Annotated in this window: 15 protein-coding genes; 5 read left to right on the plus strand and 10 right to left on the minus strand. The window is 32.4% G+C overall.

From position 1 onward, the window contains the following. Nucleotides 1–9: 9 nt before the first annotated feature. The 4 genes from D1818_RS15510 to uvrC all read right to left on the minus strand — a co-directional run bounded on the left by D1818_RS15510 (nucleotide 10) and on the right by uvrC (nucleotide 5,879). A complete protein-coding gene (locus D1818_RS15510) occupies nucleotides 10–378 on the minus strand; it encodes a four helix bundle protein (RefSeq protein ID WP_118459892.1) in 369 nt (122 codons plus the stop codon). Between the two features lie 67 nt (nucleotides 379–445). Next, nucleotides 446–1,603, minus strand: a complete 1,158-nt coding sequence (locus D1818_RS15515; RefSeq protein WP_118459893.1) for a homogentisate 1,2-dioxygenase — start codon at nucleotides 1,601–1,603, stop codon at nucleotides 446–448. Nucleotides 1,604–1,786: 183 nt separating this feature from the next. Beyond that, complete coding sequence (locus tag D1818_RS15520; protein WP_118459894.1) at nucleotides 1,787–4,072, minus strand: patatin-like phospholipase family protein; 2,286 nt, start codon at nucleotides 4,070–4,072, stop codon at nucleotides 1,787–1,789. A gap of 7 nt (nucleotides 4,073–4,079) precedes the next feature. Then, nucleotides 4,080–5,879 (minus strand): excinuclease ABC subunit UvrC, encoded by a 1,800-nt coding sequence (gene uvrC / locus D1818_RS15525; protein ID WP_118459895.1) that lies wholly within the window; start codon nucleotides 5,877–5,879, stop codon nucleotides 4,080–4,082. A gap of 161 nt (nucleotides 5,880–6,040) precedes the next feature. Between uvrC and D1818_RS15530 the strand changes: the two genes are divergently transcribed. The 5 genes from D1818_RS15530 to D1818_RS15550 all read left to right on the plus strand — a co-directional run bounded on the left by D1818_RS15530 (nucleotide 6,041) and on the right by D1818_RS15550 (nucleotide 9,362). Continuing rightward, nucleotides 6,041–6,469, plus strand: a complete 429-nt coding sequence (locus tag D1818_RS15530; RefSeq protein WP_233558530.1) for a RimK/LysX family protein — start codon at nucleotides 6,041–6,043, stop codon at nucleotides 6,467–6,469. Next, nucleotides 6,469–7,341: a 30S ribosomal protein S6--L-glutamate ligase gene (rimK, locus tag D1818_RS15535; RefSeq protein ID WP_118459897.1), complete on the plus strand. Its 873-nt coding sequence runs from the start codon at nucleotides 6,469–6,471 to the stop codon at nucleotides 7,339–7,341. Before D1818_RS15530 ends, rimK begins: the two co-directional genes overlap by 1 nt. Nucleotides 7,342–7,347: 6 nt before the next feature. Continuing rightward, complete coding sequence (locus tag D1818_RS15540) at nucleotides 7,348–8,337, plus strand: succinylglutamate desuccinylase/aspartoacylase family protein (RefSeq protein WP_118459898.1); 990 nt, start codon at nucleotides 7,348–7,350, stop codon at nucleotides 8,335–8,337. Further along, complete coding sequence (locus tag D1818_RS15545; protein ID WP_118463811.1) at nucleotides 8,330–8,896, plus strand: 5-formyltetrahydrofolate cyclo-ligase; 567 nt, start codon at nucleotides 8,330–8,332, stop codon at nucleotides 8,894–8,896. The genes D1818_RS15540 and D1818_RS15545 overlap by 8 nt, the downstream gene beginning before the upstream one ends. A 64-nt stretch (nucleotides 8,897–8,960) precedes the next feature. Then, entirely contained in the window at nucleotides 8,961–9,362 is a 402-nt protein-coding gene (locus D1818_RS15550) for a response regulator (RefSeq protein ID WP_118459899.1), read from the plus strand. Here D1818_RS15550 and D1818_RS15555 read toward each other — a convergent pair. The 6 genes from D1818_RS15555 to D1818_RS15580 form a co-directional block, all read right to left on the minus strand. Further along, nucleotides 9,354–9,980, minus strand: coding sequence for a lipoprotein signal peptidase (locus D1818_RS15555; RefSeq protein WP_118459900.1), 627 nt, complete (start codon nucleotides 9,978–9,980; stop codon nucleotides 9,354–9,356). The two genes, D1818_RS15550 and D1818_RS15555, sit on opposite strands and share 9 nt — an antisense overlap. Nucleotides 9,981–10,022: 42 nt before the next feature. After that, nucleotides 10,023–10,643, minus strand: a complete 621-nt coding sequence (locus D1818_RS15560; RefSeq protein ID WP_118459901.1) for a hypothetical protein — start codon at nucleotides 10,641–10,643, stop codon at nucleotides 10,023–10,025. Between the two features lie 96 nt (nucleotides 10,644–10,739). After that, complete coding sequence (locus D1818_RS15565; protein WP_118459902.1) at nucleotides 10,740–11,453, minus strand: DUF4097 family beta strand repeat-containing protein; 714 nt, start codon at nucleotides 11,451–11,453, stop codon at nucleotides 10,740–10,742. A gap of 52 nt (nucleotides 11,454–11,505) precedes the next feature. Then, nucleotides 11,506–12,264 (minus strand): DUF4097 family beta strand repeat-containing protein, encoded by a 759-nt coding sequence (locus tag D1818_RS15570; RefSeq protein ID WP_118459903.1) that lies wholly within the window; start codon nucleotides 12,262–12,264, stop codon nucleotides 11,506–11,508. 23 nt (nucleotides 12,265–12,287) lie between these two features. Beyond that, entirely contained in the window at nucleotides 12,288–13,079 is a 792-nt protein-coding gene (locus D1818_RS15575) for a HEAT repeat domain-containing protein (RefSeq protein WP_118459904.1), read from the minus strand. Between the two features lie 4 nt (nucleotides 13,080–13,083). Next, entirely contained in the window at nucleotides 13,084–13,617 is a 534-nt protein-coding gene (locus D1818_RS15580) for an RNA polymerase sigma factor (RefSeq protein WP_120752414.1), read from the minus strand. Between the last annotated feature and the right edge of the window lie 310 nt (nucleotides 13,618–13,927).

Here is a 13,927-nt window from a genome sequence, read left to right on the forward strand (position 1 = left end):
AACATTTCTCTATTTATTTAGTGATTTAACAGAAGAACTTATAATTTTATTTAAAATTTTTATAATTGACTCCAATTCAAATAGCAACGATTTACATTCAGGATAATTCTTTATGGCATCACATATAAACAACCAATATTCTGTTTCATCAGCTTCTTTTATAGCAATCTTCATTTTGTGAATAAAGTCTTTTTTACTTTCAGCATTTTGCGCTTCTTTAATATTAGCACCAATAGAAGTTCCTGATTTAAGTAATTGATTCGCCAGAACATATTTCCTAAAAGACTCCAATTCTTCAGAATATTCTACAATTTTGATTGCAAACTCAAAGCTTTTTATAAGAATTACATTGTCTTTATATTTTTCATTAAAAGTCATACATTAGTTTTTTTAAAACCAAGATCAAGAACCTTCTCATTTTCCCATTATCATATTTTCTTATCGACTATTCTAACCAAGATTTATGATACTCTTCATCCGCTATTTTCATAGCTTCTTTGGTCACCATAAGTGGTTTAAAAGTGTCCACCATTACCGCTAGCTCATCTGTTTTGGTCTTGCCAATACTTCTTTCTACAGCACCTGGATGAGGTCCATGAGGAATACCAGCTGGATGCAGAGAGATATGACCAGCGTCAATATCATTTCTACTCATAAAATCACCATCTACATAATACAGAACTTCATCACTATCGATATTACTATGATTGTAAGGAGCAGGAATACTATCAGGATGATAATCGTATAGTCTTGGGACAAATGAACAAACTACAAACGCATCTGTTTCAAAAGTTTGATGTACCGGAGGTGGCTGATGTATTCTACCAGTAATTGGTTCAAAATCGTGAATTGAGAATGCATACGGAAAGCTGTATCCATCATAACCTACTACATCAAAAGGATGGGTGGCATAGATCATATCAAAGATCTCGTCTTGCTTTTTTACTTTGATTAAGAAATCTCCTTTTTCATCATTGCATTCTAATTCGTAAGGAGCTCTTAGATCTCGCTCACAAAAAGGTGAATGTTCCAGCAATTGTCCAAACCAGTTTCTGTATCTTTTCGGCGTATAAATAGGTCTTCTGGATTCTACAATAAATAAACGATTATCTATCGTATCAAAATCTAATTTATAGATAGTACCTCTCGGTATTAAAATATAGTCTCCATATTTAAAATCCAAATTTCCTAAGTGACTTCTAAATTTACCACTTCCGCGATGTATAAAAATTAATTCATCCGCATCTGTATTTTTATAAAAATACTCTGAAGTAGATTCCTGAGGAGCAGACAAAATAATACTTACATCACTATTGGTTAGTACATTTTTTCTACTCTGCAAATAGTCATTTTCTGGCTTTACTTTAAAACCGTGAAGACGGTAGGATTTAATATTGTTATTAATTGCAATTTCTGGAGCTACACTGTAACTTCCTTTAATTTCTTTTACTTGAGTAGGACGGTGGTTGTGATATGAATTAGTAGACATCCCATCAAAACCAATGGTTCCGAATAATTGTTCATAATACAGATTTCCGTCAGGTTTTCTGAATATCGTATGACGCTTAGGAGGTATTTTACCTAAAGAATGATAAAAAGGCATGATTTTTAAAGATTATGGTGTTAACTATTAGTTTTTAAAAAAAAGTAATGAAATAGTAAACCCCTACCTTATTCCGGATTTCGTTTGATAAGGTAGTGTAGTAGCAATAATAAATCCTGCCAGTACAAGCTCATAATAATACAAATATCGTAAATATTTCGATCTTTTTGATAGTAAAACTTTTTAAAACCAGAAACCAACGCTAAAAAACCATTCTCCTTCCTTTTGTTCGGGAGAATATGAATATTTTACTTGTACAGGTCCGGCAAAGGTTTCTAAACCATATCCAAGCGCATATCCAGAATATTCTGGAGATTCTAGCCATCCGCCATTTTCAAATAACCTGTTTCCCACATTAGCATAATTTGCTGCTAGATTGATGTGATTTTTTGGAAATATTTCGTAGTCTAAAGTAATAGCTGCTTTTGCAAAACTATTTCCTACAATACTTAAAAAATCGTACCCGTAAAAGGGAATGTTGTTATTGATCATTTTTGCGCCAAAACCACCAACAAAAAAATTAAGACTTCTTATATTTTGTTCCTCCCATCTGTTACCTGCACTTAACCCTAGGTTCACTGAAGTTTTATCAAAAACGTTAAAAGCATAGCCAAAATCAGCCTTTGCAATAACAAAATTGCTGTTTTCGCTGTTTGGGTTATCGTCAAATAAATAGTAATTAACATTTCCATCAAAGAAAAATCCTGAAGATGGGAAATATTTATTATCGTAGCTGTCAAATTTTAAATATGAAAAAGCGCTCCAGTAATTACTATTATCAAAAACAACTCTAGGTAATTGATCTTCATCTTCTCCAATAGTTTCAGAAATAAGCCGGAATCTCCTATATTCAGCTCCAAGACCTAAAGAAAAAGTTTGATTCAATAAAGTTTCTAAATAGAACTGAGTTTTGAAATCTAAATAATCCAGATTAATCTTATTAACTTCTATATCGGGTAAACTAAAATCTTCTCTGACCAGCTCATATTGTACGTTTCTATTGAAACGATTGAGACTATTTTTTAAACCAATACTCCAGTAAAAACCTTTGTCTATATAATAGTCTAAATTGTATCTGATATTATCTCCTAATGCTACATCGAACGAAAGGACATCGTTATTGAAGAGTAAACTTTTTTTAGTGAAGTTTATCAATGCAGCGGTTTTGTATAAATCATCATAATGAAGAGCTAAACGCAATAACATAGTGTTTTCTGATTCTTTAACGTTAAGAACCAGTTCTTTTTCAGAACCTTTATCTATTAATCGATGACTTGCTCTATCAAAATTACCTGTGGCAGATAGATTATTAATTCCTTCATAGAGCTTTTTATAGGTAGTGGTTTTTGGGTTATTTAGTTTTAGCTTTAATTTTCCTTTGATATAGGATCTTGTATATCTTTGATTTCCAGAAATAACCAAGCTATTGATAAGAAGTGTATCAGAGTTTTTAGGAACTTTAGCGAGTGATTTCGAAGTTTTTTGACGCCTTTTTATTGCTCTTAATTTTTCATAATTAGCGAATGCCGCTTTTTCTCCATTGGCAATAATTTTATCGGCCTGATCAAAAGATATTAATGAAAATTCTGAAATAGATGGTTTTATGTAGACATCGGTTTCAGGCATTTTGGTTTTCATGGCTTTAATCGTCCTGAAATTACTTATCTGTAACATGATATTAGTTACAGAATTTAATTGGTCTCTTGGTATCAAACTGTCTTGCACATCAATTCCGATTACGATTTCGGCTCCTTTTTTACGAATTTCCTCTATTGGGTAATTGTTAGCAACACCTCCATCAGTCATTAGAATACCATCTAATTCTATTGGACTGAATATAGAAGGTAATGCGCCACTAGCCGAGACAGCTTCAGGTAAGTATCCTTTATCCAATAAGATTTGTTCGCCGGTAGCTATATTGGTAGACATGCAGAAAAAAGGAATAGGAAGCTTACTAAAATCATTAACTTCATGAACGTGAGAGGTTAATCGCGCAAATTCATTAAAAAAATTCTGTCCTTTTGATAGCCCTTTTGGGAGTCCTATTTTGAAATCGTCGAAAGGAAGTGTAAGTGCATATTTTTCAGAATCCTCGCGTTCATAAAAAGTTTTAGCTTTTCTTGGTAAATCATCCTGTATGAGTACATTAAAATCCACAGCTCTGAAAATCGAGTCTAACTCTTTAGCAGTATATCCTGATGCATATAACGAGCCTATAATTGCTCCCATACTCGTTCCACCAATGTAATCTATTCTAATTCCAGCTTCTTCAATAATTTTTAGAGCGCCAATATGCGCCAATCCTTTAGCTCCACCACCGCTTAAAACTAACCCAACTTTCACATCTTCGTCTTCCGGATTATCATGAATTTCAAGGATATCTTTATCTTGAGAGAATATGGTTTTGGATGCAAAAAGAACTACCACTACTAACAGTATATTTAGAACTTTATTTGAGGTAGATTGCATGAGAAATTTATTCTTTTTTAGAAAGATAGTAATTATACACTTTGGTTGCGCGCGAATCTCCAACTACTTCCGCAAGTTCTTTTTTGGTTGCTTTACTAATTCTTTTTACAGACCTAAAATGTTTCAATAATTCTACAACTGTTTTTTCCCCTATCCCAGGAATTGTATCCAGTTCTGTATCTAGTGCGGCCTTACTTCTTTTTTGCCTATGAAATGTAATACCAAAACGATGCGCTTCGTTTCTAAGATGTTGTATTATTTTTAGTGATTCTGATTTTTTATCTAAATATAAAGGTATTGAATCTCCGGGATAATAGATTTCTTCCAGTCTTTTTGCTATTCCAATAATAGTTATTTTTCCTCTTAAATTAAGGTCGTCTAAAGCTTTTAACCCAGAAGAAAGTTGACCTTTTCCTCCATCTACAATTACCAATTGTGGTAGTGGTTGTTCTTCATCTAATAATCGTTTGTATCTGCGATATACAACTTCTTCCATAGATGCAAAATCGTTTGCCCCTTGTACAGTTTTAATGTTGAATTTTCTATATTCTTTTTTACTTGGTTTACCATTTTTAAAGACTACACAAGCAGCCACTGGATTCGTTCCTTGTATGTTAGAGTTATCAAAACACTCTATGTGTATTGGTTCTTCAGGTAATCTCAGGTCTTTTTTCATCTGAGCCATTAACCTCTTTACATGCCTATCAGGGTCAACAATTTTAATTTGCTTAAATCGTTCCTGACGGAAGTATTTTGCGTTTCGTAACGATAAGTCTACGATTTTCTTTTTATCTCCTAGTTGTGGAATTGTAATTTTTAGGTCTTCACCAACATCCACCTTAATTGGAACAAATATTTCTTTGGATCGAGAACCGAATCGTTGTCGTAGTTCTATGATTGCCAGTTCTAATAATTCCTTATCTGTTTCTTCGAGTTTCTTTTTAATTTCTGTGGTGTGTGATCGTATAATGGCACCGTAAGAAAGCTGAAGAAAATTTACATAACCGTAAGATTCATCTGAAATTATTGAGAAAACATCTACATTACTGATTTTAGGATTAACAACAGTAGATTTAGCCTGATATTTCTCGAGAACTTCGATTTTTTCTTTTATTCGTTGTGCATCTTCAAACTCCATTTTTTCGGCATGATCTGCCATTTGTTTTCGGAATCTATTAAGAGAATCTCTAAAATTACCTTTTACTATTTGGCGAATTGCTTCTATGTTTTGACGATATTCTTCTTCTTCTTGATATCCTTCACATCCACCTTTGCAATTACCCAAATGATACTCTAGACACACCTTATATTTTCCACTTTCGATTTTTTGTTGTGATAAATCATAATTGCAGGTTCTTAATTGGTATAGGCCTTTGATAAGATCTAAAAGGGTATTTACTGTTTTAAAATTTGTATAAGGCCCAAAGTATTCTGAACCATCCTTTATAAGATTTCTAGTAGGAAAAACTCTCGGGAAACGTTCTTTTTTTATGCAAATCCAGGGATATGTTTTATCATCCTTAAGCATTACGTTAAAACGAGGTTGATGCTTCTTTATAAGATTATTTTCTAAGAGTAATGCATCTGTTTCAGTTTCTACGACAATATGCTTTATCGTACTGATTTTTTTAACCAATACTTTCGTCTTATAATTATCGTGACTTTTGGTAAAATAAGAAGTAACTCTTTTTTTAAGGTTTTTGGCTTTACCTACATACAGGAGCTTGTCGTCTTTATCATAATATTGATAGACTCCTGGACCTGTTGGTAATATTTTAAGCTGTATATCTAATGAAGGTTTCTGCATAATCTAAGTGTAAATTTAGTGCTTTACGGGAATTATTAAATACACTTGACTTGAATATTATGTTAAAAACAGAAAATGAATTTAACTATTAAAAAGTATTATAGTACAGAATGCATCTGGTTTTTTATTACTTTAGTAGTTATATTTTTAAAGATATTTTTTTGAAAGATCAAAAAAAAATAATTGGTAGGACTGACAAGGTGGATTTCTCACTTTTGGATTTACATGGTATTGATGCAAAAGTCGATACGGGAGCGTATACTTCTTCAATACATTGTAAAGAAATAAAGGAGGTAGGTCAGGTTTTGGAATGCCGATTTCTTGACCCTACCCATCCCGAATATAATGGTAAAAAATTTACGTTTAAAAACTATGATATTACTGCGGTTAAAAGTAGTAATGGAAAAGTAGAGGTTAGGTACGCTATTAGAACAAAAATCACACTTTTTAATAAAACTCATTCTATAACATTAACATTGTCTTCTCGTGATGATATGCGTTTTCCTGTATTGATTGGTCGTAAATTTCTAAGCGGAAAATTTTTGGTAGACCCTCAGTTAGAAGATCAGTCTTATAATTTAAAATCCTAATGAACATAAAAATACTATCTCGCAGTGCGAGTTTATATTCTACAAACGCATTAGTACAAGCTGCAGTAAAACGTAATCATAATGTGCAAGTGATAGACCCATTAAACTGCGATATTATTATTGAAAAGAAAAAACCAGAAATCTATTACAAAGGGAAAAAATTGGATCATGTAGATGCAGTAATTCCTAGGATAGGATCTTCGATTACATTTTATGGTACAGCCGTCGTAAGACAGTTTGAGATGATGAACGTTTTTACTACAGTTCAATCACAAGCATTGGTAAATTCTAGGGATAAGTTAAGAAGTCTTCAGATTCTTTCTAAGGCAGGATTAGGATTGCCAAAAACTGTATTCACGAATTATTCTAAGGATGTTTCTGAAGTGATTTCTCACGTGGGAGGCGCTCCACTTATCATAAAATTACTAGAAGGAACGCAAGGATTAGGTGTGGTTTTAGCAGAAACAAAGACTGCTGCAGAATCTGTTTTAGAGGCTTTTAATGGATTACAAGCCAGAGTAATTGTTCAGGAATACATAAAAGAGGCAAAAGGGGCAGATATTAGGGTGTTGGTCGTGGATGGTCAGGTTGTTGGAGCAATGAAAAGACAAGGAAAAGAAGGTGAGTTCCGGTCGAATTTACATAGAGGCGGTAGTGCGCAAATTATTGAATTATCTGATGAGGAAGAGAATGCTGCGATAAAGGCTGCAAAGTCTCTAAAGTTAGGAGTTGCTGGAGTAGATATGCTACAAAGTGAAAGAGGACCCCTTATTTTAGAAGTGAATTCATCTCCCGGTTTGGAAGGAATTCAAACAGCAACCGGAAAAGATATAGCAAAGACTATTATTCGATATATCGAAAGAAGTGTATAAAATTATATGATAAGAGAAAAAGAGAAAGATTTACTAAGAATTCTTGGAGAAGAGATTCCACTTGGGACTAGTAAAACAATCAATTTTAATATTGCGAATCTATATACTTCTACAAAAGTAGAAATTCCTATTATTATTGAGCGATCAAAAAAATCAGGGCCAACAGTATTGATTACTGCGGGAATTCACGGAGATGAAATTAATGGAGTAGAAGTGGTTCGTCAGATCATAGCTAAAAAAATTAACAGACCTGCAAAAGGAACTATTATTTGTATTCCTGTTCTTAATGTATTTGGTTTTTTAAGTATGAATAGGTCTTTTCCAGATGGTAGAGATTTAAATAGGGTATTTCCAGGAACGAAAAGTGGTTCGTTAGCTAGTCGTTTTGCATATCAGTTCGTTAACGAAATTCTACCAGTAGCAGATTTTTGTTTGGATTTTCATACAGGAGGAGCTAGTAGATTTAATGCGCCGCATATTCGCGTGGATGGCAAGAATGAAAAGTTATTGGAATTTGCAAAGATATTTAACGCTCCATTCACAATGTTTTCTAAGAATTTGGATGGTTCTTATCGCGCTACTTGTGCTAAGAAAGGAATCAATATTTTATTATTTGAAGGAGGGAAATCACAAAACAGTAATAGAGATATAGCCAGAGAAGGTGTTCATGGTACAATGAGGGTACTAAACCATTTAGATATGTTGAACCCTTCCTTTGCAATCCCAGAAATCAAAGCAGAAACAATATTTATAAAAAAAAGTTCTTGGTTGCGTGCTAAGTATAGTGGATTACTGCATGTAAAAATCCCGTACGGGAAGCTTGTCGAGAAAGGTGAACATTTAGCTACAATTACTGATCCCTATGGAAAAATGAGACACGTGGTAAAAGCTAATAATGATGGGTATATCATAAATGTCAATGAAGCACCAATAGTTTATAAAGGGGATGCAATTTTTCATATTACAACAGTTTTAGGAGATGAAAAATTTGAATAAAAAAGACCTAAGAAAAAAATATAAAGAACTGAGATCCAAACTTAGTGAAGATGAGATTGATGATTTAAGCATGGATATTGCAAATAATTTACTGAAGATGTCAATCTGGGAGCAATCTTTTTATCACGTTTTTTTATCGATCCAAAACAAAAGAGAAATTAATACAGAATTTATACTCCATATTCTTCAAGGGAAAGATAAAAATATAGTGGTATCTAAAAGTAATTTCGAAAACAACACCTTAGAACATATATTGCTAACCGATGGGACTATTCTTAAGGTGAATTCTTGGGGTATTCCTGAACCCACTGATGGCATTCCAATTCCTGAAGATAAAACCCAAGTAGTCTTTATTCCACTGTTGGCTTTTGATGAAAAAGGAAATCGTATAGGTTATGGTAAAGGTTTTTATGATAAGTTCTTAGCTAAGTGTAATCCGGACACTCTTAAAATTGGGCTTTCCTTTTTTTCTCCGGAAAAAGAAATTAAAGAAGTTTTACCAACCGATATTCGTCTTGATTATTGTGTAACACCGTTAAATGTTTATACTTTTAACTAGCTGTAAACAATTTTTATTAATAAGGATAGTTATACCGTCTTAATATTTTAATTTTTACCCCACCATGCCCCATAATACAAAGAGTGTTTGCATCATTGATGATGACAACATGTACATTCATTTAGTTAGTAAAATTATAGAACTAAAAAAATTATCCGAGAAAGTAATTGTATTTAATAACGGTAAAGAAGCGTTAGACTTTTTTATTAAATCAATACAAGATACAGAGGAGAGTAGTGTTCCTCAGGTTATATTTCTTGATCTGAATATGCCCATTATGGATGGTTGGGAATTTCTAGAAGAATTCACAAAAATCAAGGATAAAATTAGCAAAAAAATAGATCTATATGTGGTAAGTTCCTCTATCGATACTAGAGATATTGATAGAGCAAAATCTATCAGAGTAGTATCCGATTACCTTACCAAACCGATTCGTCTTGATGATTTTGAAAAAATTCTAGTCTAGAACTTCTGCTATTTCTTCTTTCTTAGGGAAAGCTCTTTTATTAAAAACTAATAATAAGAATACACCAATACTAATAGCAGAATCGGCAATATTAAATACAGGATCAAAGAAAGAGAAATGTTTTCCTCCCAAGAAAGGAATCCAATCGGGTAAAATATCATCATAAAAAGTAAATTGGATCATATCTACTACTTTCCCATAAAATACACTTTCATATCCACCGCTTTCAGGTAAAAATTCTGCGATTTGAACGTCAGTACTTGCACTAAAAAAGATACCATAAAAAATGGAATCTAAGATATTTCCAAAAGCTCCTGCAAAAATTAAAGAAATACAAAACGTAAGAATTCTAGAACTGTTCTTTTTTACAGAATCATATAGCCAATATCCAATACCAGTAATTGCGACCAATCTGAATAATGTAAGTACGAGTTTCCCATAATTTCCTGGAAGTTCAAACCCCCAAGCCATTCCTTTATTTTCTACAAATACAATTCGGAACCAACTAAAAACAGGTACTTCTTCGTGAAGAGTGAAGCTAGTTTTGATATAAATTTTGGAAATCTGATCTATTAGCAGAACTAAGATTATAACTAAAATAGACTTCTTCAAGGACATAAATTTCTCTTATTTCATACAGTGACGGACAAAAATAGTGTTTTATTTTGTTTTGTAAACACTAATATTTCCTGTTATGGATTTTAATTCGATTTGATGTTGCCCGAAAATTTTCTCTATAGAAAGGATTCCAGATTTTGTCTTAGTATTAATCGTTGCATTTTTAGTATACACTGTAATATCTCCTTCTAACGTATTAATCATTGCATTGCCGATAAAATTACGGAGTAGACAATCACCAGAGTTAAGCTCTACGAACAATGATTTTATTTTGGCATTTAATTTTAGAGAAGCAATTCTGGATTTTATTGTTACGTTGAGATGTTGCGGTATTTGTATTTTTACTTTCACTACAATTACTTTATGTGCGCTTAGTTTGTCATTATGTTTTTCTGAAAAAGGCTGGATATCATCAAGAATTGTAAGGGAGTCTTCTTTTCGTGTCGCATTTATCAAGATATTATTTTGGTATTCTCCTTCAGAAATGCCGTTGACTATAATTTTGTTTTCTGAAGTGTTAGTTATTTCTATCTGAAATGTATCGTCAAGAAATATAAAAACTTCTGAAAGATCAGTAGCGTCAATACTTTTGTTAAAAATAGATTGTGATTGTACCGATATAGATAGCTGAAGAAATATTGAAAAGAAAAAAAGCTGCCTCATATTTTCTAAGGTAGCCTTTTTCCTGATTTTAATTCATATTTTAAACTTGATTTTTTAGAGCCAAAGTTTGAAATATATAATAAATAGCGTGTTCAATTATTGTTTTCTTATAAAAATATCACCGCTCACTGTTTGAAGTGCTAATTCACTTTTAGTATCTCCAAAAGTACCCGTCACTTTGCTTCCTACTATTCTATTTTTTCCTTGATCAAACTCTAATTCTTTGTCAGAATAGATCATTCCTGTAACAGTTTCTGCTTTTAGTTTAGATTTTGCAATATGAATATCAATAGTGCCGCTAATTGTTTTTAGGTTTAAATCTCCCTGATATTTTTTAATATCAATATCACCACTAATAATATCTATCTCTAGTTCTCCTTGATAGTTTTCTGAAGCTACGTTACCAGAAATACTTTTTACCAGTAGTTTGGCATTTTTAGGAAGATATAACGTATAGTTGGCGTTTATATCCATATTATTACAAGGTCCCCAATTGTTTTTGCGGTTAGATCCTTTCTCTTTTTTCCGTTTTTCAAATAAATCACCATAACTAGATTCTATATCTAACATAGAAGAGGAGTTATCTATTTTTAGATCAAAATAATTGTCAAATTCTCCATCGTTAATACTTACTTCGGCCTTAAGATAAACAGTACTTTTATCCCAAGTTTTGATAGCGATGTCTTGGGCAAATTTGAACTCCACTTTAATTCGATCGGCAGAAGTAGTGATTTCTTTTTCTATTACTTTTTGTGCGTTTAGCTGAAATGCTATGCAGCATAATGTGATTAGGTTTACTAAAATTTTCATGAGTTGATTGTTTTTGATCCACCTTAGGCGGACAGGTTGATGAATGACCTCTTTATTGTTTTCTTAGATAAATATTACCGGTTGCGGATTTTAGATTAATCTCTACCCCACCGTTGTTCAATTCAGTTTTTATTGTTTTTTTACCACTTACCACTTTCAGATTGTTTTCTGGTACAGGGAATTTAATATCAAAGTCAGTAAAAATCTCACCCATTGTTGCTTTCATTTCTAAATTAGCAGGAGTATTGGCAGGAATGCTAATATCAATAGCTCCTGTGGCTGAGACCAAAGAAATAGGTGAGCTCTGACTTACTTTATTAAATATAATATTAATTTCTCCTGTGGCTGTTTTAGCGACAATAGGACCTGTAACATCCCTAAGCGTTATATTCCCTACATTGGTCGTAGCTTCGATTTCTGAAGAAAATCCTTCTGCAACTAATTTTCCAAGGTTACTTTTTTCGACTTTAATATTAATGTTTTTCGGAAGGAAAACTTCTAAGGTTTTGGTATAGGTGCTTTTTAAATTTCTAATGATTAGTGTTCCTCCTTCTTTTTGCACATAGACTCCAAAACCGGTATTATCACTTCCACCTGCGTATACGGCTTTTAATCCTTTAGCTTTTTCGGGCATCTTTCTACCCTTTCCGGGAATCAACAATTCGTTTTTATCGTGTGCTTTCAGTTTTACTCCAGATTCCGAACCAATTACTACGTTTTTGACGCCTTGTAAGGATTGGGTGTAATTTTCTTGTCCTTGTATATGCCCAATAGTTATAAAAAGTACTATTGCGATTACTATATTTTTCATCTGTTCTTGTTTTGATTGAAATTTTAAATTAAACTTGGAAGACCAATAGTCACTTGATCTTTTACATAACTAGGTGTTTCTTCATTACGAAGTAACTTTTCCATAGAAGGAACTGCGCGTTTTTCCTGTATAGAAACTAATATTTGAATTAATTCAATTTGCATGCCTGGATCTTGTTCCGTTTCCAGAGCATCTATTAGTGCTTTACGAACCATTTCTGAGTCCGAGAACTTAGTGAGTGCTTCTGCTGCAGCAAGTCGCACATTGATATGGTCGTCATAAAACATTTTATTAATTAAGGCTTTTAGTATCTCATTTCCGGGTTTTTCAAATTCTTCTGCATAGTTCACGGCTTTTAGACGTTTACTAGCAGATTTATTTTCAATAAGAGAAATGGTTACTTCTTGTTTTAATTGCACTTTTTCTTCTTCTAATACTGCCATTTCCTCAGAAAAGGACTCATTGTTTTCTTGTTTTCCGTAGAAATATGCTGAAACAATTAATGCAACAGTAGCTGCTATTTGTAATACTGTTTTCCAAGAATGTTTAAGATTTTTATGAAGTGAAACTATTTTGGGATTGTTTAATGTCTCTTTTTCCTTTTGAAGCATTTCTTCAAAATTTAGTTGAATACTTCCATCTGGTAATTCCACCGGATCATTATTAATTCCATCAAAAACTAGTTGGAGTTCTTGTAATGACTCCTGACAGCTACTACAAGTTGCAAGATGAGCTGCAATAATACGATGCTCTTCCTGATCTAAATTGTTATCTAGATAATCGATAAGTCGTTCTTCTATTTGACTACATTTCATAGCGTTATATATTTTGTAGGTAATGATCTTTTAATTTATGAATTGCTCGATGTACTTTGGTTTTTACTGCTCCTGCAGTTGATCCAGTTATCTCTGCAATTTCTTGGTATTTGATACCTTGGTATCTGTTCATGATTACTAATTCTCTGTCACTCTGGTTTAGCTGTCCTAAAGCTCTATTTAGTTGCTCTTTAATTTCACTTTTTTCTATACCATTAGTTTCTTCTCGTTCTATTTTATATTCAATCTCGTCTAGAGGTTGATCTTTGTTTTTCTGACTTTGATAATGGTCAGAAAAGATATTCCGGGCAATGGTATAGATCCAAGACGAAAACTTACCTTTTTTATAAGAAGTTCTATATTTTATAGCCTTATAAAAAGTTTCCTGAGTAATATCTTGACTGATATCCCTATCTCTTGTCATTTTTAGTAAAAAATTAAAAATTCTGATATGGTATCGGTCAAAAAGGATACTCATTATATCTAAATTTCCATTAGATACCAGAATCATTAGTTCTTCATCGGTTAAATTTTTCAAGATGTCACTCTTTATGGTTAGTCTCTATTAGTAATACCTTCGTTTATCTAAAAGGTTACACTACAAAGTACAATTATTCTAAAAAAGTTCACATCTCTGCTTACACTGATTCATATGCAGGATTATTATTTGTGTTTCAGCCATCTTTTAAAAGTTTTCTTTGAGCCTGTTAACAATCAGATCTCATTTTTTTTATTGATAAATCTCAATTTTTCTATTGAGATTTATCTCTTCTTCTTTTGAGAAGAATCATTTTTTTCATTGACAAATGTGTATAAATCTTATTTGGTTTATGGATAATTTTAAAAAT

The organism is Aquimarina sp. BL5 (genome assembly GCF_003443675.1).
Taxonomy (GTDB): domain Bacteria; phylum Bacteroidota; class Bacteroidia; order Flavobacteriales; family Flavobacteriaceae; genus Aquimarina.

Coding starts and splice junctions, on each gene's coding strand:
- D1818_RS15510 (WP_118459892.1), bottom strand. CDS start 378: ATGACTTTTAATGAAAAATATAAAGACAATGTAATTCTTATAAAAAGC.
- D1818_RS15515 (WP_118459893.1), bottom strand. CDS start 1,603: ATGCCTTTTTATCATTCTTTAGGTAAAATACCTCCTAAGCGTCATACG.
- D1818_RS15520 (WP_118459894.1), bottom strand. CDS start 4,072: ATGCAATCTACCTCAAATAAAGTTCTAAATATACTGTTAGTAGTGGTA.
- uvrC (WP_118459895.1), bottom strand. CDS start 5,879: ATGCAGAAACCTTCATTAGATATACAGCTTAAAATATTACCAACAGGT.
- rimK (WP_118459897.1), top strand. CDS start 6,469: ATGAACATAAAAATACTATCTCGCAGTGCGAGTTTATATTCTACAAAC.
- D1818_RS15540 (WP_118459898.1), top strand. CDS start 7,348: ATGATAAGAGAAAAAGAGAAAGATTTACTAAGAATTCTTGGAGAAGAG.
- D1818_RS15550 (WP_118459899.1), top strand. CDS start 8,961: ATGCCCCATAATACAAAGAGTGTTTGCATCATTGATGATGACAACATG.
- D1818_RS15555 (WP_118459900.1), bottom strand. CDS start 9,980: ATGTCCTTGAAGAAGTCTATTTTAGTTATAATCTTAGTTCTGCTAATA.
- D1818_RS15560 (WP_118459901.1), bottom strand. CDS start 10,643: ATGAGGCAGCTTTTTTTCTTTTCAATATTTCTTCAGCTATCTATATCG.
- D1818_RS15565 (WP_118459902.1), bottom strand. CDS start 11,453: ATGAAAATTTTAGTAAACCTAATCACATTATGCTGCATAGCATTTCAG.
- D1818_RS15570 (WP_118459903.1), bottom strand. CDS start 12,264: ATGAAAAATATAGTAATCGCAATAGTACTTTTTATAACTATTGGGCAT.
- D1818_RS15575 (WP_118459904.1), bottom strand. CDS start 13,079: ATGAAATGTAGTCAAATAGAAGAACGACTTATCGATTATCTAGATAAC.